This window comes from Paenibacillus sp. FSL H7-0350 (assembly GCF_038593195.1).
Classification (GTDB): domain Bacteria; phylum Bacillota; class Bacilli; order Paenibacillales; family Paenibacillaceae; genus Paenibacillus_AQ.
On sequence record NZ_CP151972.1, the window covers coordinates 2,823,517 to 2,844,868 of the forward strand.

The following is a 21,352-nucleotide window of genomic DNA, read 5'->3' on the forward strand; positions in this document are numbered from 1 at the left end:
ACTGAATTATCATACACCTGCATCTCAAGGAAAAAAAGGAAAGACGCCGCAAAAAAAAAGATGAAGACCCTCAGGTCTCCATCGTGTCACTATCGCCTTTCCGTACCAGCTGCCGCCGCTGCTTCCCCTTCTTGATCCACAGCCGGTCCTGGTCATCCCGGTAGAATCTGATCCCGAACAAGCGCAGCGGTGTCCACACTTCCCTAAAATAATAATTAGGCATGGTCCATTTCTCCCAGACTATAAATAGATTTTCTCCTAATTATAGACCGGGATACCTGGTTTGTTTGTCGCATTGTGGAGGGCAATGGGGAATAGCATTACTTTTTTTGTAAAAAGACACTTTATAGGTATGCTCCAATTTGAACTTTGTATTGTTCGTTCTGTTCTTCATTTGCTTGATTCCGATGCTGCCCAAACAGATCGACACATTTGATTACATTGCTCTCGTTATTGATTCTAGCGGACGATTCCAAGCTTTGCAGGATGAATCTAATTCCTTCTTTGCGATTATCATGTAAATAGTAGGTTGCCAATTCAGAAAGAAATCGGGAGTATTGATTGGCTATGACTTGTTTGTTATGAAGAATGCCATACTCTGCAAGATTTGTCCGGTAAGGAATATAGGAAGCAAATCGCTCCAGAATATAATCAACATTCCAATCATAGCGGTTAGCCGATAGGATAATATTGTATAACGCTATAAATATCTCATCTGGCCGGTGGGAGATATATTCAACATATTCAGAGAGCGCCTCATATTGTCCTCCCATCACCCGATGGAGCAGTCTGTTCGCGGTACCCCATTCCTGGAACTGGGCCACAATCCGCTTCGCTTCTTCATCGTCTTCCTGTATCCAACTCACATCCATATAGAGAGATACCCACTCTAATGCCGAATTGAAGTCCCCTAATTCCTCACACACAGTTGAACGGATAAGCTGTGCGTACAGGATATAGAAGTAGAGGGGTTTTTCAGTTTTTTTCTCGTTACTCTCTCTGCGGTTTGACTGCCACTGGAGATTATAACGTATAGTTGCTAATTGCAGCATCTTGTTAGCGAGTTCATCCACCTTATGCCACCGGTTCATTGAACCGTAGACATGACCCAAATGATTCAACCCGTCTAATTGATCCGCTTCATCCAGCCAGTCCAGGTAGCCTTCGAAGAGATGCGCAGCCTGTAAATTCCGCGCCTGGTCATCACCTATGGCAATTAGGAAAAGACGGTATTGGCATAACGCAAGTCGCTCGGAATTCTGATACTTCTCACTGACACTCACATTCTTATATAGCAATTCGGCGGCTTGCCACAGCCCCTCTCGAAACAGGCCTTCAGCTACTTCGAACAGCATGGGGGCATAGACCAGATTCTCTAGCAGATTCTGAACCACCCGTTCAACGCAATCCAGACGGCCCAGCTCAGCGGAGCGCACAAGAAAAGGCCTTAGACGCCGCCAGGTAGGTGATGAGAAATAGAAACATTCATCCACGTATAAGCTATAGAAATGATCCTCCGGCAGATCCATCGCCTGGGTGATTCGCTCCAGATGGTTCATAGCAATGGGCTGATGACCACTAAGTATCCGGCTGAGCGTTCCTGAATTAATTCCGGATTGTATGGAGAACTGATGAATAGACATTCCCTTCTGCGACAAATGCAACGCTAATAGATCGCGAATCATCGTTCTAGTAGTAGGGACCATGCAAACACCACCTAACTGGAATCCAATATAATTTCTTTTATAGTTGTAATAATATGTCACATTATTCCAATGGTCAATAACGTAGAATACTACAGATTGGTATAATCCGTGAACTACAGGCAACCCATTTGCATTATGGTAAAAAATTAGAGACCCTATTGGTCTCATAGGGTCTCTATCGTTTCGAAATCATATTTGCTTAGCCGCTGTCTCTACTGTTTCCCAAGCTTTGAAATCATATCATTGCTGCACGGTAAGCATCAACCACCACCTACACCGTGATTCATAATTTGAATAAGACTTTGAGTACTGATGTTTGCTACAGGCTCAGCAGTACCAACAATTATAATAATTGCAATAGCCAGACTACAGGAAACTAGAAGCTTGAACAATTTTCTTCTCATGTGAATCCTGCACCTCCCTAATTAGAAGTTTGTATTGCTCTTGCTCGTCTTCATCTGCCAGATGACGATGCTGTTCGAACAGATCAACACATTTGATGATATTGCTCTCATTATTAATTCTAGCAGACGATTCCAAACTTTGCAGGATGAATCCAATGCCTTCTTTACGCTTATTATGTAAATTATAGGCGGCCATTTCAGCAAGGAATTGAGTGTGTTGGTCCAACATAACCTGCCGGTTATAATCGCCAAATTCTGTAGAATACGTCCGGTAAGGAATATAGGCAGCAAATCGATCCAAAATAGAATCAACATTCCAGTCATAACGATTAGCCGACAAGATAATATTGTATATCCCTATGAATATCTCATCTGGTCGGTGAGAGATATATTCGACATATGCTGAGAGTACTTCGGACTTTCCTCCCAGTACCTGATAGAGCAGTCTGTTTGCGGTACCCCACTCCTGGAACTGAGCTATAGTCCGCTTCACCTCTTCATTATCCTCCTGTATCCAGCTCCCATCCATATAGAGGGACACCCAATCTAATGCCGAATTGAAATCTCCCAATTCCTTACACACAGCTGAACGGATAAGCTGTGCGTACAGGATATAGAAGTACAGAGGTTTCTCGGTTTTTTTCTCGTTACTCTCTCTACGGTTCGGCTGCCTCTGAAGATTATAACGAAGAGTCGCTAATTGCTGCATTTGCTGCATCAACTCACCCACCTTATGCCACTTGTTCAATGAAACATATACATGAGCGAGATGCTTCAATCCATCCAATTGATCCGCTTCATCCAGGCGGTCCAGGTAACATTCGAAGAGATGTGCAGCCTGTAAATTCCGCGCCTGGTCATCACCAATGGCGATACGGAACAGACGGTATTGGCATAGCACGAGTCGCTCGGAATTTTGATACTTCTCACTGACACTCACATTCTTATATAGCAATTCAGCAGCTTGCCACAGCCCCTCTTGAAATAACCCTTCAGCCACTTCGAACAGCATGGGGGCATAGACCAGATTCTCCAGCAGATTCTGAACCACCTGTTCAACACAATCCAGACGACCCAGCTCAGCCGACCGCACAAGAAAAGGCCGCAGACGCCGCCAAGTGGGTGAAGAGAAATAGAAACATTCATCCACGTATAAGCTATAAAAATGATCCTCCGGCAGATCCATCGCCTGGGTGATTCGCTCCAGATGGTTCATAGCAATGGGCTGATGACCACTAAGTATCCGGCTAAGCGTTCCTGAATTAATTCCGGATTGTATGGAAAATTGATGAATAGACATTCTCTTCTGCGACAAATGCAACGCTAATAGATCGCGAATCATCGTTCTAGTAGTAGGGACCACGCAAACACCACCTAACTGGAATCCAATATAATTTCTTTTATAGTTGTAATAATATGTCACATTATTCCAATGGTCAATAACGTAGAATGCTGCAGATGAGTATAATCCGTGAACTACAGGCAACCCGTTTGCCATGAGGGCAAAAAAAGAGACCCTAGGGGTCTCATAAGGTCTCTGTCGTTTCGAAATCATATTTGCTTAGCCGCTGTCTCTGCTGTTTCCCAAGCTTCACCCACGCCGATCCGCAACATCCCGGTAGAACCTAACGGTATCCATCGCGAAGGTGTCGTGCCTTATCGGCGGAACCAGCGCTTAATCTGCTCCAGCGAGCCTTTCGCTTCCGGGCCATTGTAGCCGAAGGCATTGCCAATCATCTTAATTCTTTTTTAAAATTTGTATTGTTCCAAAAAAGTTGTTACAGAATTAACAGCTCTATTCAGTTCTTGAAACTCAATGGGTTTATCATTGGATATTATAGTTATTTTAATCAATATATTATTATAAGATAGTATACATTCGTTAAACTTTTGAAAGAATGGATTTTCTCTAGAAGTCTCTGTAGATGCTGGCAAAAAAATCATATCTTTACCTACTGAAGAGTGTAAATAAATCAAATCAATTAGAGCTAAGTTTTCATTCTTTTTATTCGTATAAATGATTCTTTCTTGTGTTTCTTGATTGGTTTGTTCACCTGTCAATGTTAAAACAGATCTCGTACCAAATGACGATTCTTTGTCAATTGCGACCAAGTTAACATTATCAGTTTTTTCAGTTTTTTCCGAATCTGCTATCTTAAGTTCTTTTATCATATTATCAAATAAAGACCTGTACTGATTATATGATATAGGTGATTCATCGTTCTTGAGTACTTCATCATGAGATTTAACGTCACAGGAAGAAACGGTTAAGGCTACTAGTATAACTAAAAGAAGAGGTAGAGTCCTTCTATAAAACTTAAATTTTATGATCTGCATAGACATACTTTGTAACTGAATCATTAACAGCCCAACCAGACTCACCTGTGTAGTACAATCCAACTAAAGAAGAAGTGCCTTTGATATACTTTTTCCATCTTGCTTGTCCTTGACCATAACCGCCACCTTGATATTTAGTGAAGGATGCAGCCCATCCTGAAGGAACATTTACTGGTCCCATTTCAATAGTTGTACTAGCGTATGATGTTTTGGATTTACTCCAATTTCCACCTAATGAAACCGTTAAACTAGACAAGAAACTCGGTCCAAATTCAGCCTCGGCTGAAATATTTGCACCAACTGACCATTGTGTTGTAATTGAGTTTTGTTGAGTGTATTTTAGTGGCAATGGTTGAGAACTATGGTTATCAATAGACACTTTAGAAACATAAAATCTATAGTCATCTAGTTGTGTAGAACTTAAAGCCCAGCCGTCAAAAGCGTAAGTATAGTTGCTATCGCTCCAAGATTGTGTACCAATAGTACCCTTGGTTGCATTTCCTAATGCAGAAGGGACAATGTACGGTACTGTTTTTTTATTACCATTCAGATCAACTTCCCAAGCAGTAGGGGGGGCAGGTTCGTATTGCTTCTGACGTTCAATCTCTTGTTGATCAGGAACAGAAGTAAATACATTTGTTGGTGAGGAGGTTGAATTATCAACATTTGTACTGGATTCAGCATTAATGCTGGCAGGGTAAATCGAGCACAAAAGTCCAAAGGTAGCTAGTATAGTCAAAGCTTTCTTGTTCATAAATACACTCCTGATATTATATTTTAGGTTGGAATGTTTAGAAAAAACCTATTTTTAGGTTTAACAAAATATTCCACTAATGATCTTAATTATACATGTAATATCATAGAAATCAATCCAAAAGATAGTATTTAGTTGTTGGTTCTGTGTCCGTTTGGGCTTTGCCCTCCGCCTGTTCCCCAAGGTGGCACACTATATTTGTAATTTTTTTACATATTAAAGAATTCGAATTCACTGTCTTGACATCGTGTAGCACCATACACTGTCCCTATAGAGGCCATACGCTAACGGAATCCCGACGAATCTACCTTCATTATTACTACAATATTGATAAGGCTTCCATTTCAGAAAGAAATCGGGTGTATTGGTTGGCTATGACTTGTTTGTTATGAAGAATGCCATACTCTGCAAGATTTGTCCGGTAAGGAATATAGGAAGCAAAACGCTCCAGAATATAATCAACATTCCAATCGTAGCGGTTAGCCGATAAGATAATATTGTATAACGCTGTAAATATCTCATCTGTCCGGTAGGAGATATATTCAACATATTCAGAGAGCGCCTCGTATTTGTCCTGTCATCACCCGATAAAGCAGTCTGTTTGCGGTACCCCACTCCTGGAACTGAGCCACTGCCCGCTTCACTTCTTCATCGTCCTCCTTCCTCCTCTCCACTTCGAACAGCACGGAGGCATAGACCAGATTCAATGGGCTGCTGACCACTAAGTATCTGGCTGAGCGTCAGATTAGTTTAATCCGTGAACTACGGGCAACCCGTTTGCCATGATGGCAAAAAAAGAGACCCTAGTAATCTCCTAAGGTCTCTGTCGTCTCGATATCACATTGGCGAAGCCGCTGCCTCTGCCTCCGCTGTTTCCCGCGATTCACCTACTGCTGGTCAGGGTCCTCCCGTTACTTGCGGAACCAGCGCTTAATCTGCTCCAGCGAGCCTTTCGCTTCCGGGCCATTGTAGCCGAAGGCATTGCCAATCATCTTAATATATTCATTAAAAGTCGTCTCCCGGCTATACCGGTCACTCCACCACGCCTTGGCGTTATAACCCGAGTCCGCCCCGATATACGTCAGCTCAATCCCCGACTTCCTATACACATGATCGAAGATAAACTTCACCCGCCGCATATGAAAATCCGACGACACCACAATCGCCGACTTGAAGCCCTTCTGCTGCATCATCGGGAGTGTGAGCTGGGCGTTCTGGTAGGTACTCTCGGCAGCATCCTCCGTCAGAATAGCGGACTCCGGGATGCCCAAGGAAAGAGCCGTTTCGCGCATGTCACCGGCAGGGCCGGCCCCTTCCTTAGCGTTCGACAGCAGGAGCTGCGGCGCATAGCCTTTTTGAAACAGCTGAACCCCTTGCTCCACCCGCCCTCCCCCGCCGCTGAGGACGATGATGACGTCTGCTTGCTTCGGAGCCTCGGATACGGGAAGGAAGCGCCCGGCGCACAGGAACAGCAAAAGCATTAACAGAAGGGGCAAGTACAGAAAGAAAATTCTTTTTCTACGCTTGCCCATCTTTGTCCTAGTTAGGTTACGGCTCATAAGCTACTTCCGGTACTCGCCGCTAAGAATCTGTTCCCACCACTGTGCATTCTCCGTATACCACTGGATGGTCTGGGCGATCCCGGTCTCGAACGTGTACGTAGGCTTCCAGCCCAACCGCTCCAGCTTCGTTGGATCAATCGCATAACGTTTATCATGACCCAGCCGGTCAGTAACGAATTCAATCAAATCCTCAGATTTCCCCAAGGTATGAATAATCGTCTTCACAACCTCAAGATTGGTACGTTCATTATGCCCGCCTACGTTGTACACCTCACCGCTTACGCCCTCATGCAGCACCAGGTCAATCGCAGCACAATGATCCCACACATGCAGCCAATCCCGGATATTCGCACCATCTCCATAGACAGGAATCTTCTGTTCATTCAGGACCTTGGAGATCGTCAGGGGAATGAGCTTCTCTGGGAAGTGGTATGGGCCATAATTATTAGAGCAACGGGTAATGTTCATCGGCAAGCCGAAGGTCTCGTGATACGCACGGACTAACAGATCGGACGACGCTTTGCTTGCACTATAAGGGCTGTTAGGCTGTAACGGAGTCTCCTCCGTGAAGAATACAGCAGGGTCCCAGTCCAGTTCGCCATACACCTCATCCGTAGACACATGAACGAACTTGGTCACTCCAATCGCACGGGAAGCATCCAGCAGCACCTGGGTTCCCATCACATTCGTACGGACGAATACCGCCGGATCTGTAATAGAGCGGTCCACATGACTCTCGGCTGCGAAATGAACCACATAATCAAATCGCTTCTCTGCAAAAAGAGACTGAACAGCCTCACGGTCCGCAATATCCGCCTGAACAAAGTGGTAGTTATCCCGATCTTCAATCTCCTTGTGCTTGGAAAGGTCACCGGCATAGGTCAACAGATCCAAGTTATAGACATCGTAATCGGAGTACTTATCGATCATGTACTGCACGAAGTTCCCGCCAATGAAACCGGCACCTCCGGTAACCAGCAATTTTTTTCTATTCATCAATTACACCTCAGAATCATTCAATTGGATTTCGGCCTGCTTCAGGGAGTATAGGTAAAATTCAGAACAGCATCTTGCAGCAGCGGAGCCTGCTCGTCTTTGCCGGAGAGAACGGGGGTAACGTGTAGGGGCCACTCAATCCCGATAGCCGGATCATTCCAGAGAATGCCGCCATCACAGTCTGGAGCATACAGCTCATCACACTTATACTGAACTTCAACATCCTCGGTCAGCGTCATGAACCCGTGGGCGAACCCCTTAGGAATCAGCAGCTGCTTCTTATTCTCCGCGCTTAGTTCAACACCGAACCACTTGCCGTAAGCGGGACTGCCTGCTCTGACATCCACTGCTACATCGAAGATAACTCCACGGGTACAACGCACCAGCTTGGTCTGAGCTTTGGGATTCAGCTGATAATGCAGGCCTCGCAAGGTGCCCTTAACCGCAGAATAGGACTGATTATCCTGTACAAAAGCAATATCAATGCCCTGCTCTCTGAACTTCGCATCACTGAACGTCTCCATGAACCATCCCCGGTGATCCCCGAATACCGCAGGTTCAACTATATACACGCCTGTAAGCGCCGTTTCTGTAAACTTCATATCCTACACACCTTTACTGCTTAATATTGAATTTTTCCGGTAGCCACCTTGATCAGATACTGGCCGTAGCCAGTCTTGCTTAGCTTCTGCCCGCAACTGAGCAGGTGTTCCTTCGTAATCCATCCGTTAATATATGCAATCTCTTCGAGCGCGGCAATCTTGATCCCCTGATGATCCTCAATCGTCCTTACAAAATTGGTGGCATCCACCAGACTCTGATGAGTCCCCGTATCCAGCCAAGTGAAGCCGCGCCCCAGGAGTTCCACATCCAGCTCTCCCATTCTAAGATATGCTTCATTAATGGAAGTAATCTCAAGTTCCCCCCTGGAAGAAGGCTGCACATTCTTGGCAATCTCCACCACACGGTTATCATAGAAGTAGAGACCCGTAATCGCATAATTAGACTTAGGCTGTACCGGCTTCTCTTCCACACTCAGTACCTTGCCTTCATCATTGAACTCCACCACACCGAACCGTTCCGGATCATGGACATGATACCCGAACACCGTCGCCCCCTGCGCCTTCCCGGAAGCACGATGAAGCATCTTACGGATGCCATTCCCATAATAAATATTATCGCCAAGAATCATAGCCACAGCATCATTCCCAATGAACGATTCGCCCAAAATAAAAGCCTGAGCCAAACCGTCAGGACTGGGTTGTACTATGTATTGAAGGGAAATCCCAAACTGAGAACCATCCCCCAAAAGACTCTCAAACCTCGGAGTATCCTCAGGTGTGGAGATGATAAGGATATCTCTAATTCCGGCCAGCATTAGAGTGGATAACGGGTAGTATATCATTGGCTTGTCGTAAACAGGCAGTAACTGCTTACTAGTTACCATGGTTAACGGATAGAGCCGGGTGCCGGAGCCTCCGGCTAGGATTATGCCTTTCAACTTCTAACCTCCCCTTTGAATAAACAATTACAAAAATAACTTCCCTCTAGTTCGAGCCATTATGTAGGACCCAAAATTCGAGAGAAGTAGAAATGAAAATCTCTAAGCTTTCACCAATATATGTTCAATAAATTCTCTAACTGCACCATTTCCACCATTAAATACACTTATGAAATTAACGACATTCTTAATAGTGCTAGTTGCATCTGCCGGGCACCCACTGTAACCACATGCTTTCATACATTCTAGATCGTTCTCATCGTCACCAATGTAAGCTATCTCATTAAATCCAATGTTATATTTCTTACTTATCATATCTAGGCCCGAGATTTTGTCATGTATACCTTGGTATACATCTTCAATTTTCAATTCCATTGCTCTATTAGCTACAATTTCCGAACTTCTAGCGGTTAGTATAACTGGTTTAATACCCATTGCGTTTAATTTGGTTATTCCTAAACCATCTTTTACACTAAAAGCCTTCATGACTTCACCTTGTGGTCCAATATAAATCTTGCCATCAGTTAATGTCCCGTCAACATCCATAATAATCATTTTTATCATATAATTATTCCTTTGTTCAAGATTGCTTGTATTCTTATTGTTCCAACTACTTTATTAAGCTTATCAATTACGGGTGCACAAGATATATTTTTATTTTTTAGTATCTGAAGAGCTTCAACTGCCATACTCTCAAGATTAATGGTAACTGGTGTTTTAGTCATAATCTCATTTACAGAAAGACCATAAACATCTACACCTTTCTCAAGTTGTCGTCTCAGATCTCCATCAGTTACAACACCAATAATATTATTCTTATTATCAACCACAGTAACTATTCCAAGCCCTTTCTTGCCCATTTCAATAATTGCACTTTTTAAAGTAACATCTTGTTGTATAACTGCATTATCCTCGCCATAAGCCATTACATCTTGGACTTTAATCAGTAATTTCTTACCTAGTGAACCGGCAGGATGGAATAATGCAAATTTTTCCTCAGTAAATCCGTATACTTTAGAAGCTACTACAGCAAGAGCATCTCCATAAACTAAAGCAGCAGTTGTACTAGAAGTTGGGGCTAAACTAAGATTACAAGCCTCATCGAAATTCGGGAAAACTTGAGAATAATCACTATATTTCACCAATGTAGAATCAGCATTCCCTGAAATCCCTATTAAGATCGCACCAATTGCCTTTATGTTTGCTAGTAATCTAGTAATTTCTTCACTTTCCCCACTGTAGCTTAAAGCAATAACGACATCATCACTTGTGACCATTCCTAAATCTCCATGAAGAGCTTCACCGGGATGCAAATAGAAGGATGGCCCACCTAGACTAGCCATAGTCGCAGCGATCTTACGTGCAACATGACCCATCTTTCCCATACCAGTAACTACTACTTTCCCTCTACATTCAGTTACAATCCTCAAGATGTTAATAAAATCGTCATTTAAATGATCTCTTACAAGCTCAAGTGCTTTAATTTCTATATCAAAAACTCTTCTGGCTTGAGTAACATAATCCATATGCCTAGCCCCTATTCTATTAATTCACAGCTTGGTATACTTTTATTAATTTTTCTAGTATAGGCTTCAAGTCACTTAATTTAACCATGTTCGGACCATCGGATTTAGCATTGTCCGGATCAGGATGAACTTCCATAAATAATGCATCTATACCGACTGCCATAGCAGCTCTTGCTAAATACTGAACGTAGTCTCTGTTACCACCAGTTGCGTCCCCTTTGCCACCTGGCTTTTGTACACTATGTGTAGCATCAAATACAACTGGATATCCAAATTTCTTTAATTCTATTAAACCAGTCATGTCAACCACTAAAGTGTTGTAACCAAAAGTAGTACCACGTTCACAAAGCATAATATTCTTATTTCCGCCCTCTTCTAACTTCCTAACAACATTTTTCATGTCCCATGGTGCAAGGAATTGTGCTTTTTTCACATTTACAATTTTGTTAGTTTTCGCGGCAGCAACCAGTAAATCTGTCTGTCTGCACAAAAAAGCAGGAATTTGAATGATATCAGCAACTTTTGAAACAGGCTCAGCTTGGTATGGTTCATGGATATCAGTAGCGATTTTCAAGCCATATGTATCCTTAACTTTCTGCAAAATTCTAAGACCCTCTTCAAGACCTGGTCCTCTAAAGGAATCTATCGATGTTCTGTTAGCTTTATCAAATGAAGCTTTGAAATAATAATCAATTCCTAGCTCATCTGTTATTGCCTTTACCTCTTTAGCAACTTGTAATACTAATTCCTCACTTTCAATCACACATGGCCCAGCTATCAATTTAAACATGTTCTTACACTCCTCTTAATTATTTTCTATAATTCTTATTGCAAAGTCATAATCATCTTTAGTATCGATATCTACTGCTTCAATACTATCGACCTCTTGTATATATGGTTTGAACCCAATTCTTCTGTGATGCTCAGTAAAAATCTCTTTTTCGAACATGAAGAAAGCGCTAGTTTCAACATAAATAGGTTCCATATCCTGAGTGCGAGGAACATCATTAATATCATAGTTTATTGGCTCGCCTTGATACCATGCAAAAGTTTGTATTTTTTGAGCTGAAAAAGCAGAATCATGACCTTTCTTAAGAATACTATTTAGTGAGTTGCTAATAGTCTCACGTTTAATAAATGGTGATGTAGTATGTGCCAGAACATAAATGTCAGCATCAACCTGATTAATAAATGCTTCATAAATCTCAAAACCTTTTACCATATCACCATCTAATCTTGAATCTCTCTTAAGAAATTTCGCACCCAAAGGTATATAATTCTTTACTTCCTCATCACTACAAAAGACATAAGTTTCATCAATGCCCTCAACATTATTCAAAGTATCAACAATATGCCAACATAAAGGATGTCCTGCTATTGGAAGAATATTTTTGTGAGGCAGTCTTTGGCTATTTAACTTAATGGGAACAAAAGCTACGACTCTTTTTTCAGTCAAAATCCCCTCCACCTTTCTAGAATTAATTTAAAACAAAGGAGAATCTATCATTCTTTAGAGATATGAAAGTGTATAATCCAAATCCAACTATAGCTATTCCCCATCGTGCAGATGCATAATCCATCAAGCTATAAGTTAATACAGTTGCAAATAAAACTGTAATTACCGGTTTTAAATAAATTTTAATAGGAAATAACTCATTATCTAATTTTCGAGCTGCCCGATAATGAATACCAAACGATACCGCGTAAGCAATAACTGTTGTAAATGCAGCCGCTATTGCCCCATAATGAGGAATAAAGATAAAGTTTAATCCGATATTAATCATTGCAGCGATAACAGTATTAGTCGCTATTACTTTAGTAGATTTATAGTAGTATTCTAAATCGACTGAAATTGAATACAAAAAAATTATAAAGGATGCTAATACTACTGGAGGAATTAGGTTTCTACCACCCCAATATTCTTCAGGAGCCATAAATACTAATATCTCGGGAGATATTAGTAGTAAACCAATAATAACAACTACCACTAATTCTATATATAAATTCACTCTCTTATTAATAATATTTTTTTCACCTTGTTGCAATTTCTTGGTAAACCAAGGTATCCAGACGCTTTCCATAGATGAGGTAACTACTAACGCGATCATACTTAAGCTATACACTAGACTAAAGATACCAGTCTCAGCTGCACTACGGAATGCAGTTATCATAATTCTATCCGCTACTGATAAAATATTCATAGATAGTCCATGAAAAATCAAAGGAATAGACAATGATATGCTATATTTCCAGTAAATCTTACTAATAATTTTTTTTCCTTTAACAAAGGACGATACAAGAAGATAAATTCCTACCACAGATGTTACCATTATGTAGGGTATTATTCTTCCGAGCGCTTGATTATTCTCGATATTTACCAGCAAAGCAATTGATAATACCGTTATCAAAACATTCGGTAATGCTAATAATATTGTTTTCTTAATATATTCCATAGTCATCATATATTTAATACTTATACAATTAATTATAAAAGTCATATAAGATTGCACTAAACATAAAATCACCAATATTAAATTAACCTCTTTGAAAAAAGAATACATAATTATTAGTATTAATACCGATGAAACCAAGAAGTTAAGAAATGAGAGAAACAAAATAGAAGAAATATAAGCTTCAAAATTTTCTTTGAAATCTATAAAAGCCGTTCGGATAGAATGTCCTAAAGAAAGACCAACTACTAAGGATAAAATAGATACCCACGACATATAAGTATTAACTATTCCATAGTCGGAAGTAGACATTAACCTTGTAAATATAGGTATTGTAAGAAAAAGTATAGCTTTATCAAATAAATTCCCAATGAGATAGAATCCGCCTGCCTTAGTATTTTCATTTTTAAATATACTTATTATCGAATTCATTTATTCACCTTAAGATTGAGGATTTCGTCTAAGTCTACTCTGGGAAAAACCTCTAACATTCCACCTCTTGTAGCATTATAAATCATAATATTATTAGCATCAGCAAATTCTTTAGCTTTTTCATAAGCAAACATCATACGTTTTCCAGCAGTTTTATATGTGGAGTCAAAAACTCCAGAAGAAACGAAATGTTGATTATCTTTGTTATCTGAATAATTACAATCGCATCCCATTAAAACTATCTCTTTAAACCCCATATACACTGCAATTTGGATCAAAGAATAGGTAATTGTATACCCATCGTACACTTTCATATAACTATTTTCACTAAAATCTGCAGTTAAATCTTCATAAGTTACCAAGTGATTTAACATATTAAGAGGATAACTACACCATTTTTTTTGATAATCCTCCCAAGAGTCTTTAATACTGTCACCTATTATTATTGTAGATTTCTTGATAGATGCGATATCCCCCTTAAGTTTTTCATACACATAAGTATCTTGTATGCCATAATAGGTCGTTTCCCAACCTATTTCTTCATAAATTTTACATAGTGAATTCATTCCAAATGTTTTCTCATCACGTACCTTATTTAAATCCTCAATTGTTAAACTCGGGCCCGTAGCTATTATAAAACATCTTTGATTTTCATTAGTGTTCTTTAGTTTTTTTAGATTTTTGTAATGAAAGTTAGAAATTCCTATATATCTTAAAAACATTCTCATATTAAAAATAAGTGTTTTCCCATAATAATGTTTTATTTTTTTTATTATTAAGTACAAACTCCTGTGCTTTTCACTTTTCTGTAAATTACGCTTTATTGTTTGAAGCATTTGATTTTATCCCCTCTTCTATAATATCTAAAACAAAAGGAAGCATAATAAATAATAGTATTCCAACCCCCATACTAAAACTATTATTCAGAATTGAATAAAAAACAACAAATGCTATTATAATTTTATAAAGATCTCTATTGATTGTAGTAGTACACTTGTATAGCAAGGTAACAAAATATTTTTTGAAAATAAATAGATATGATACCAGACCTACTATCCCATATACTGCGAGATGATCAATTAATTCAGAATGACTACCAATTCCAACTGAATACACTGCGTTCAGCCCATACATTTGTTGATTTGCAAAATGTTTACCTATGCCAAATATCGGAGAAGAAATAAAAGTTTCTAAGCTTAGTTTGGCCAAATCAATTCTTACTAAATACTCATCAATAACCAAGTTACCTGTATACATTTTTTCTAAAAAGTTGGCCAAAGAATAGAATCTATTGCTTAAATCGTGAGAAGCAACGCTATCACCAAATAATCTAAAAATATATGGTAAAAAAAACAAAGAAAGTAATAAAGTTATAATAAAACCAATAAATAACAAAATTCTCTCATTCTTCTTGAAATTATTTATTTTCCATGTTATTAACATTGCCAAAGAGGCACAAATAAATAATACTATTGAAGTCATTTTCCCTGAAAATGCAAATAAGTATATTAAATTTATTGTATAGGCACCAAAAACTATTTTTTTATATTTAGTTTGATTGAGCATTAACAACTGGCAAATCAATGCACATAAAGATAGCTCGAAGGCAAAAGTAGTACCTCCAATGTTGTACTGTTTATAAACATCATAAAAATTTATGAGTTTATTTCCATTAGGGTAAAGCAATAATAATCTCATATTGTCAATTGCATTGAATGCATAAATCATAATAATTGCTAAAATAATAATCATTTTGTTTTTGACATTTAGTACACCATTATAAAAACAAAAAGCAACATAAGAAAACCAGAAGAGCGCATAAACAAAAAAGTTACCCCAATCTGATGTTGAAAAACCAACTAATCGAAGAATAAATACATATGGTATCCAGAAACAAATTAGTACAAAAAGGGCGATATTAACTCTATTACTTAGATAAGACTGTATTTTAGAGGGTATAATAAGAAGAAAAGTAAATATCCATACTCCAAGTATTACACTTAATAATGTAATTGACTGATTATAAAACCAATAAGGAGTTACAGCATAAAGTATAAACCCAATAAAACTTGCTATGCTTAACAAAGATAGTTCAGCATTAACTGATTCTTTTTTTATTAAATCTAAAGTTTCCCGACTTGTTGCAGGTCTCATTAACTAACGTCCCCCATATTGATACCTAAGGAATCAATATAAATTCTTTCAAGCTTCTTAACTACACTTTTAATATCATATCCTGATTTAGAAATAATCCCTTCCATATTACTTCTTTCCATCTCATTTTTTTTACTTATTATTAAATTCGCCCAGTATTCTTTTCTTTGATTTAGATCAACAAATTCGATTAAGTTACTAATTCCAGCTTCTCTAGGTATAGTGTTTGATACAATACACTTTAAGCCCGAAGTTTGTGCTTCAACTAGAACAATTCCTAATCCTTCAAAAAGTGAGGGAAAAACAAAAACATCCATGGCCTGCAATAAATCTTTAATATCGTCCCTGGAACCTAAAAATCTTACAGCACTTCCTATCCCCAAAGATTTAGATTTTTCTTCCAAACATCCCCTTAAAGCTCCGTCCCCTACAATTAAAAGAATAGAATCTGGAATTTCCTTCAAAACCATTTGAAATATTTCCAACAAATATTTCTGGTTTTTTTGATCAACAAGTCTTCCAATATTTCCGACCACAAATTTATTTTCAATACTCAAATTTTCACGAGTTTTCCCCCTTATATTTGAGTCATATAAAAATTTTGATGTTTCAATTCCATTCTTAATAACTATCCCCTTACTCTCAAATTTCTTTCGACCAAATAAATAAATTCCTGCCTCCCTTGCACATGCTAAGAAATCCGTAGAATTCTTTCTGATAAGTATTTTCATATATTGAGCATATAAGAAAGTTATTAAGTTTTCCTTCGGTCTATTTTTAATATTGTGTGAATGACAAATACGAGCTTTGACACCAGCTTTCTTAGCTGCTTTCATTACTAATCCATTGTTTAAAAGTGTATGAGAATGAACAATGTCATACCCCCCTTTTTTAAATATATTTTGACAATTGATTTGAAATTCATTATAATTATCCGATGGTTTAGGAATTCTAATAACATTCCCCCCTAATTTATATACCTCCTCCTCATACTCTCCAATTTCATCTCCATAAACTAAATAGTCACAATTGAATATATTCCTGTTTATAAATCTAAAGTAATTCATTGCAACTGTTTCCGCCCCCCCAACCTTCAAGGTACCAATAACATGCAAGATCTTGATTTTATTCATACTATTCGACTCCTATTAAACAATTCATTTTTGTTCCAATAATAAAATATATCTTTATTTAATTTAGAATAATAAAATTAACTGTAATTCAACTAAAAACTGAGTTGAAAATATTTTTTTAACGTAGCTTTGATATTATAATTCTTCTGATATATTTAGACCAAAAGAAAATACGCAAAAACAGATAAAAATTCAAACTTAAAATTGAGTCCTTTCTTAAATCTTGAATGTTTTTCACATTACCTTCGTACATACCTTTTAGATTAGCAGACAAACCACTGTAACCAAATGAAGGCTTCCCCCCCCCGCAGTTTACCATTTGAACAGGCAAGTGATAATAATTATAATAAGTACATATTTTCAAAAAATAGTTTCCATCTTCAGCATATTTTTGCTCTTCATCAAAATAGCCAATTTCGTCTATTATTCTCCTTCTAAATACAGCTGCTGGTGTAACTGGAAAACTTTTTAGACACAAGTCTTTTACACTTGCCTTATAAAGGTTATCAATTTTTTTAAAAATAATTCTTAAACTGAGTCCATTTGAATTTCCACCCAAAAAATCTATATCCGGATTTTTTTCTATTGTCTTTAATTGAATCTCGATTTTATTAGATAGCCATTCATCATCCGAATCAAGTAAAGCAATCCATTCTCCTCTAGATATCCTCATACCAGCATTGCGTGCAGACGAAACCCCTCCATTTATTTTATCAATTAGAATTATAGGTAGATCATCATTATATAAAATATATTCCTTAACAATATTTAATGAATTATCTGTAGAACCATCATTAACAACTATAATTTCAAGTATTCTATCATACGCTGTCTGTTCTTTAACAGAATCAAGTGTTTTTGTTATAGTATTTTCGCTATTATACATGGGTATTATAACCGAGAAGTTCATTGGCCTCACCTATTGTTCATTTTATTGTTCAAAAATAATATCAAATTAAGCAAAATTTCATTCAAAAAAAATCCAATGTTATTTACAATAAAATACTAAATCCACTTATCCAGTTTTAAGTCATACTTTTTTATAACTTTTGCTGGATTTCCAGCAGCAATGCTATTCTTTGGAATGTTCTTAGTTACAACAGCATTCGCCCCAATAATACAACCATCCCCAATACTAACTCCTGGTAATATAGATACATTTTCTCCCAACCACACATTGTCCCCTATACTTACTTCTTTATAATGTAGTGGGCGTTTATTAGGTGGAACTATCGGGAGTGAGTCCTCACTTTTGTCCGAGTAGTTACCATGATGAGTATCGGTGATAAATACACGAGAGGCCATAAGAACTCCACTACCAATAACAACTTTATAATTGGCAACTATATGTGCATAGTCCCCAATCACACAATTATCGCCAATTATTAATTTCGCTTTTGCCTTTACTCCATTCATTTCTATACGGCAACTATAACCAACAGTAAAACCTGTACCGTAGCTCATGCATTGCTTTCCTCTCACCCTGATGGGAAGACGTATCAGCCTTGCTTTTCTCCAAAATAACTTAGTATAAATTAGAGCAATACCATTTGTCAGAATTTCTCCAAGACCATAATTACTTGATCGTTCATCACTCATTCATTTCACCACAATCTAATTAGAAATTTTATGAAAGACTTTTTCGAGTTTTTTATTAAATGCCTCGTGAGAAAAAAAATTTTCAAACACCGTTTTAGTATTCTGTCTCATCAACTGAATGTCAGACTTACTGATTGCAGCTACTTTGACCGCAACTTCTTTAATATTATCTTTAGTGACGTTAAAACCAATACTATGCTCATCGACTAAATAAGCTGTATCTGCTTGAATATTATTTAGTATAGGTAGGCTTGCTTGGAAGTAATCTATAGACTTCATTGTTAAGCCTACACAAACAGAATCCTTCATCATATTTATCCCAAATAAGCAGAGGTCAAAAATAGCTCTTTTCTCTTCCTCATTATATATTCTTCCGTGGTATTGAACTCTAACACCAAAGCTTTCAGCTTCACGTATTAATTGCTCTCTATTCTCACCATCACCAATTATATGCAAGTAAACTGGCTTTATTTTATTAATTTCAGCAAGCAATTTAACTATTAATGAAATGTCTATAATACTATTAATTGAACCTAAATAGCTTACATTTATTATATTTGTGTCTGTACTTGGAGTACTGAGAATCCTACTTTTTTCTTTAGTCAAATAGAGAACTTCTTTATTAGCGCCGTGCAATATGTAATCTAGTTTATCTTGGTATAGTTCACATTCTGTAACTATTACGTCTGCGGAATCTAAATTATCATCTCTTAGTTTTCCCCACAATTTAAAAGGTAGTGATAGCAATAATTTGGCTTTTGTTGAAGGAAAAGTTTCTGGCCAAAGGTCATACAAGTCATATACTACTTTTACATCATTCTGCCTTTTATATTGTGAAATATATTTAGCTAAAAAATTAGGTGGTAACATTACATACAATAGATCTGGTTTTATACGATTCAACTCTTTTAATGTACTCTTTGCGAATAAGTAGTGTGAATACAACCTTTGAATGGATAAGTTTTTACTATAAGCCATAACTTTTATTTGAATTGCATTAGGCCGGTCAATACTATATCTAATTTTATCAATATGATCATAATCCGAAGTTATATACAGAACCTCATAACCTTTGTTTTGCAAATGCTGTTCTACATGCCTCAACCTATCATCATAATAATTAAAACAGCTAATACAAACAGCTTTCATTATAATTACTCCCCATAACCTTCTGACCTCTTTACTGATTCCTTAAAATCAACTACACAATACTCACTTTTATAACTTGAAATATTGCTATCATAGATTAAATCTCCGAACATCTTATTAAGAGTACTGCTCTTATTCACTAAGAAATTTATAATAATATTAAAAGATTTTATAATCTTCACTCTCTTACCATGAATATCTGATATATTTCTCACCAGTTCACTCGTATTGACATACTCCTTATTTTGAGGAGTATATACTCCTTCTGCTTCATCATTAATCAATAAACTAACAAACTTAGATAAATTATCAATATATATCATACTTCTTTTATTATTCACATCTGGGAACACAGGAAACTTCAAAGCAAAGCTTGCAAGTCGCGGATAGTTGCCCTTACAGTTCTCTCCGTATACCATTGGTGGCCTAACAGTTGCCACTTTAAATTTATCATCTTTCAGCTTCATAATTTGTTCTTCAGCCTGCAATTTTGAGATACCGTAGCTTGACTGTGGGTTTGGAACCGTATCTCTAAAAATCATTCCATGTTCAACCCCATAGACACTCATTGAACTGAGAAATATGAACTGCTTAACCCCGCTGTTCTTAGCTTTCTGAGCTAATTCGATAGTTAAATCTCTATTCACTTTAAAATAAAGAGATGTATTACGAGTTGTTTCTTTTATATGTGCAATACCTGCTACATGATAAACAACATCATATACGGAGAAATCTTTTTCTTTCCATCCTTCACTCTTTATATCAATAGTCTCAACTAGAATAGCTTTTGATTCATGATGTTTTTCAACCCACTTTTTAAAGGAAGTTCCAATATAACTATTTAGGCCTGTCACCAGTACTTTTTTTAGTCCAATAGCACTCATGTCGAGTCTCTCACCACCTGAATTTTACAAATCAGAAAACTTTAAAATCTTAGGCATCCACACTATTTTTGTTGATATCCGTTGTTTGTCCTTCAACAATGCCTTCTTGTTTAAAAACAATTTTTATTGTTTCAAAAAAACAGATTAAGTCAAATTGAAAACTAATACGTTTTAAGTAATCACCGTCTAATTTCGCTTTAATTTCAATTAAGAGCTCATCCCGCCCATTAACCTGGGCCCACCCGGTAAGTCCCGGCTTAATATCATTAGCCTTATACTTATCTCTTTCAGCAATCAAATCATATTGATTCCATAACGCAGGGCGCGGGCCTACTATGCTCATGTCGCCTTTGAGAATATTTATAATCTGAGGAAGCTCATCAAGGCTTGTCTTCCTCAGGAATTTGCCTACTTTGGTGATGAAGAAGTCAGGATCTTGCAGCAAATGTGTAGGCATATCGCTTGGTGTATCTGTGCGCATCGTTCTGAACTTGAGAATATAGAATTCTTTCTTGTTCCTGCCTAACCGCTTTTGCCGGAATAGAACAGGTCCTTTCGATGTGGACTTGATCACCAAGGCGATAATCAAGAAAAAAGGCCATAACAGGAGCATTCCGATTAGAGCCAGTATGAAATCTAAAGTTTGTTTTACGATCATATAAGGCTTCATACATTCACCTTGTCCTTAAGATACTATGGTTCACAGCTACAATTGCGTACAAAGGATAACAATAGTTGTGAACCACATTTCTATTATTGATAATT

At 37.7% G+C, this 21,352-nt stretch carries 22 protein-coding genes; all 22 read right to left on the bottom strand.

Annotated features, from left to right (window positions below; translation table 11 throughout):
- Positions 1-70: 70 nt before the first annotated feature.
- The 22 genes from NYE24_RS12875 to NYE24_RS12980 all read right to left on the bottom strand — a co-directional run bounded on the left by NYE24_RS12875 (position 71) and on the right by NYE24_RS12980 (position 21,257).
- On the bottom strand, positions 71-223 hold the full coding sequence (locus tag NYE24_RS12875; RefSeq protein WP_156949675.1) for a hypothetical protein: 153 nt from the start codon (positions 221-223) through the stop codon (positions 71-73).
- Between the two features lie 121 nt (positions 224-344).
- Complete coding sequence (locus NYE24_RS12880) at positions 345-1,706, bottom strand: helix-turn-helix transcriptional regulator (protein ID WP_342478816.1); 1,362 nt, start codon at positions 1,704-1,706, stop codon at positions 345-347.
- Positions 1,707-2,072: 366 nt separating this feature from the next.
- A complete protein-coding gene (locus tag NYE24_RS12885) occupies positions 2,073-3,608 on the bottom strand; it encodes a helix-turn-helix transcriptional regulator (RefSeq protein WP_342478817.1) in 1,536 nt (511 codons plus the stop codon).
- Between the two features lie 251 nt (positions 3,609-3,859).
- Complete coding sequence (locus NYE24_RS12890) at positions 3,860-4,453, bottom strand: hypothetical protein (RefSeq protein ID WP_342478818.1); 594 nt, start codon at positions 4,451-4,453, stop codon at positions 3,860-3,862.
- Entirely contained in the window at positions 4,428-5,201 is a 774-nt protein-coding gene (locus NYE24_RS12895) for a hypothetical protein (protein ID WP_342478819.1), read from the bottom strand. Before NYE24_RS12895 ends, NYE24_RS12890 begins: the two co-directional genes overlap by 26 nt.
- A gap of 911 nt (positions 5,202-6,112) precedes the next feature.
- Entirely contained in the window at positions 6,113-6,682 is a 570-nt protein-coding gene (locus NYE24_RS12900) for a YdcF family protein (RefSeq protein ID WP_342478820.1), read from the bottom strand.
- Between the two features lie 81 nt (positions 6,683-6,763).
- Positions 6,764-7,759, bottom strand: coding sequence for a dTDP-glucose 4,6-dehydratase (gene rfbB, locus NYE24_RS12905; RefSeq protein ID WP_342479235.1), 996 nt, complete (start codon positions 7,757-7,759; stop codon positions 6,764-6,766).
- A 41-nt stretch (positions 7,760-7,800) separates the two neighbouring features.
- Entirely contained in the window at positions 7,801-8,361 is a 561-nt protein-coding gene (gene rfbC, locus NYE24_RS12910; protein WP_342478821.1) for a dTDP-4-dehydrorhamnose 3,5-epimerase, read from the bottom strand.
- Between the two features lie 20 nt (positions 8,362-8,381).
- Positions 8,382-9,260, bottom strand: a complete 879-nt coding sequence (gene rfbA, locus NYE24_RS12915) for a glucose-1-phosphate thymidylyltransferase RfbA (protein ID WP_342478822.1) — start codon at positions 9,258-9,260, stop codon at positions 8,382-8,384.
- Between the two features lie 102 nt (positions 9,261-9,362).
- Complete coding sequence (locus NYE24_RS12920; RefSeq protein WP_342478823.1) at positions 9,363-9,824, bottom strand: HAD-IIIA family hydrolase; 462 nt, start codon at positions 9,822-9,824, stop codon at positions 9,363-9,365.
- Entirely contained in the window at positions 9,821-10,786 is a 966-nt protein-coding gene (locus NYE24_RS12925; RefSeq protein ID WP_342478824.1) for a KpsF/GutQ family sugar-phosphate isomerase, read from the bottom strand. Before NYE24_RS12925 ends, NYE24_RS12920 begins: the two co-directional genes overlap by 4 nt.
- Before the next feature lie 19 nt (positions 10,787-10,805).
- The gene (kdsA, locus tag NYE24_RS12930; protein WP_342478825.1) at positions 10,806-11,576 is read right to left on the bottom strand and encodes a 3-deoxy-8-phosphooctulonate synthase; all 771 of its coding nucleotides are present in this window, start codon (positions 11,574-11,576) and stop codon (positions 10,806-10,808) included.
- 15 nt (positions 11,577-11,591) lie between these two features.
- Entirely contained in the window at positions 11,592-12,242 is a 651-nt protein-coding gene (locus tag NYE24_RS12935) for an NTP transferase domain-containing protein (protein WP_341017130.1), read from the bottom strand.
- Between the two features lie 22 nt (positions 12,243-12,264).
- Entirely contained in the window at positions 12,265-13,668 is a 1,404-nt protein-coding gene (locus NYE24_RS12940; RefSeq protein WP_342478826.1) for an oligosaccharide flippase family protein, read from the bottom strand.
- Entirely contained in the window at positions 13,665-14,504 is an 840-nt protein-coding gene (locus tag NYE24_RS12945; RefSeq protein ID WP_342478827.1) for a 6-hydroxymethylpterin diphosphokinase MptE-like protein, read from the bottom strand. The genes NYE24_RS12940 and NYE24_RS12945 overlap by 4 nt, the downstream gene beginning before the upstream one ends.
- The gene (locus tag NYE24_RS12950; RefSeq protein ID WP_342478828.1) at positions 14,482-15,822 is read right to left on the bottom strand and encodes a hypothetical protein; all 1,341 of its coding nucleotides are present in this window, start codon (positions 15,820-15,822) and stop codon (positions 14,482-14,484) included. Before NYE24_RS12950 ends, NYE24_RS12945 begins: the two co-directional genes overlap by 23 nt.
- Complete coding sequence (locus NYE24_RS12955) at positions 15,822-16,955, bottom strand: glycosyltransferase (RefSeq protein ID WP_342478829.1); 1,134 nt, start codon at positions 16,953-16,955, stop codon at positions 15,822-15,824. The genes NYE24_RS12950 and NYE24_RS12955 overlap by 1 nt, the downstream gene beginning before the upstream one ends.
- 118 nt (positions 16,956-17,073) lie before the next feature.
- A complete protein-coding gene (locus NYE24_RS12960) occupies positions 17,074-17,865 on the bottom strand; it encodes a glycosyltransferase (RefSeq protein WP_342478830.1) in 792 nt (263 codons plus the stop codon).
- A 95-nt stretch (positions 17,866-17,960) separates the two neighbouring features.
- A complete protein-coding gene (locus NYE24_RS12965; RefSeq protein WP_342478831.1) occupies positions 17,961-18,554 on the bottom strand; it encodes a DapH/DapD/GlmU-related protein in 594 nt (197 codons plus the stop codon).
- 15 nt (positions 18,555-18,569) lie between these two features.
- Positions 18,570-19,703, bottom strand: coding sequence for a hypothetical protein (locus tag NYE24_RS12970; RefSeq protein ID WP_342478832.1), 1,134 nt, complete (start codon positions 19,701-19,703; stop codon positions 18,570-18,572).
- Positions 19,704-19,708: 5 nt separating this feature from the next.
- Positions 19,709-20,587: an NAD-dependent epimerase/dehydratase family protein gene (locus NYE24_RS12975; protein ID WP_342478833.1), complete on the bottom strand. Its 879-nt coding sequence runs from the start codon at positions 20,585-20,587 to the stop codon at positions 19,709-19,711.
- A 49-nt stretch (positions 20,588-20,636) separates the two neighbouring features.
- Positions 20,637-21,257, bottom strand: a complete 621-nt coding sequence (locus NYE24_RS12980; RefSeq protein WP_342478834.1) for a sugar transferase — start codon at positions 21,255-21,257, stop codon at positions 20,637-20,639.
- Positions 21,258-21,352 lie beyond the last annotated feature (95 nt).

Excerpts from the sequence above, each read along its gene's own strand:
- NYE24_RS12875 (WP_156949675.1), bottom strand. The coding sequence starts at position 223 with ATGCCTAATTATTATTTTAGGGAAGTGTGGACACCGCTGCGCTTGTTC.
- NYE24_RS12880 (WP_342478816.1), bottom strand. The coding sequence starts at position 1,706 with ATGGTCCCTACTACTAGAACGATGATTCGCGATCTATTAGCGTTGCAT.
- NYE24_RS12885 (WP_342478817.1), bottom strand. The coding sequence starts at position 3,608 with ATGGCAAACGGGTTGCCTGTAGTTCACGGATTATACTCATCTGCAGCA.
- NYE24_RS12890 (WP_342478818.1), bottom strand. The coding sequence starts at position 4,453 with ATGTCTATGCAGATCATAAAATTTAAGTTTTATAGAAGGACTCTACCT.
- NYE24_RS12895 (WP_342478819.1), bottom strand. The coding sequence starts at position 5,201 with ATGAACAAGAAAGCTTTGACTATACTAGCTACCTTTGGACTTTTGTGC.
- NYE24_RS12900 (WP_342478820.1), bottom strand. The coding sequence starts at position 6,682 with ATGCTTTTGCTGTTCCTGTGCGCCGGGCGCTTCCTTCCCGTATCCGAG.
- rfbB (WP_342479235.1), bottom strand. The coding sequence starts at position 7,759 with ATGAATAGAAAAAAATTGCTGGTTACCGGAGGTGCCGGTTTCATTGGC.
- rfbC (WP_342478821.1), bottom strand. The coding sequence starts at position 8,361 with ATGAAGTTTACAGAAACGGCGCTTACAGGCGTGTATATAGTTGAACCT.
- NYE24_RS12920 (WP_342478823.1), bottom strand. The coding sequence starts at position 9,824 with ATGATAAAAATGATTATTATGGATGTTGACGGGACATTAACTGATGGC.
- NYE24_RS12925 (WP_342478824.1), bottom strand. The coding sequence starts at position 10,786 with ATGGATTATGTTACTCAAGCCAGAAGAGTTTTTGATATAGAAATTAAA.
- kdsA (WP_342478825.1), bottom strand. The coding sequence starts at position 11,576 with ATGTTTAAATTGATAGCTGGGCCATGTGTGATTGAAAGTGAGGAATTA.
- NYE24_RS12940 (WP_342478826.1), bottom strand. The coding sequence starts at position 13,668 with ATGAATTCGATAATAAGTATATTTAAAAATGAAAATACTAAGGCAGGC.
- NYE24_RS12945 (WP_342478827.1), bottom strand. The coding sequence starts at position 14,504 with ATGCTTCAAACAATAAAGCGTAATTTACAGAAAAGTGAAAAGCACAGG.
- NYE24_RS12950 (WP_342478828.1), bottom strand. The coding sequence starts at position 15,822 with ATGAGACCTGCAACAAGTCGGGAAACTTTAGATTTAATAAAAAAAGAA.
- NYE24_RS12955 (WP_342478829.1), bottom strand. The coding sequence starts at position 16,955 with ATGAATAAAATCAAGATCTTGCATGTTATTGGTACCTTGAAGGTTGGG.
- NYE24_RS12960 (WP_342478830.1), bottom strand. The coding sequence starts at position 17,865 with ATGAACTTCTCGGTTATAATACCCATGTATAATAGCGAAAATACTATA.
- NYE24_RS12965 (WP_342478831.1), bottom strand. The coding sequence starts at position 18,554 with ATGAGTGATGAACGATCAAGTAATTATGGTCTTGGAGAAATTCTGACA.
- NYE24_RS12970 (WP_342478832.1), bottom strand. The coding sequence starts at position 19,703 with ATGAAAGCTGTTTGTATTAGCTGTTTTAATTATTATGATGATAGGTTG.
- NYE24_RS12975 (WP_342478833.1), bottom strand. The coding sequence starts at position 20,587 with ATGAGTGCTATTGGACTAAAAAAAGTACTGGTGACAGGCCTAAATAGT.
- NYE24_RS12980 (WP_342478834.1), bottom strand. The coding sequence starts at position 21,257 with ATGAAGCCTTATATGATCGTAAAACAAACTTTAGATTTCATACTGGCT.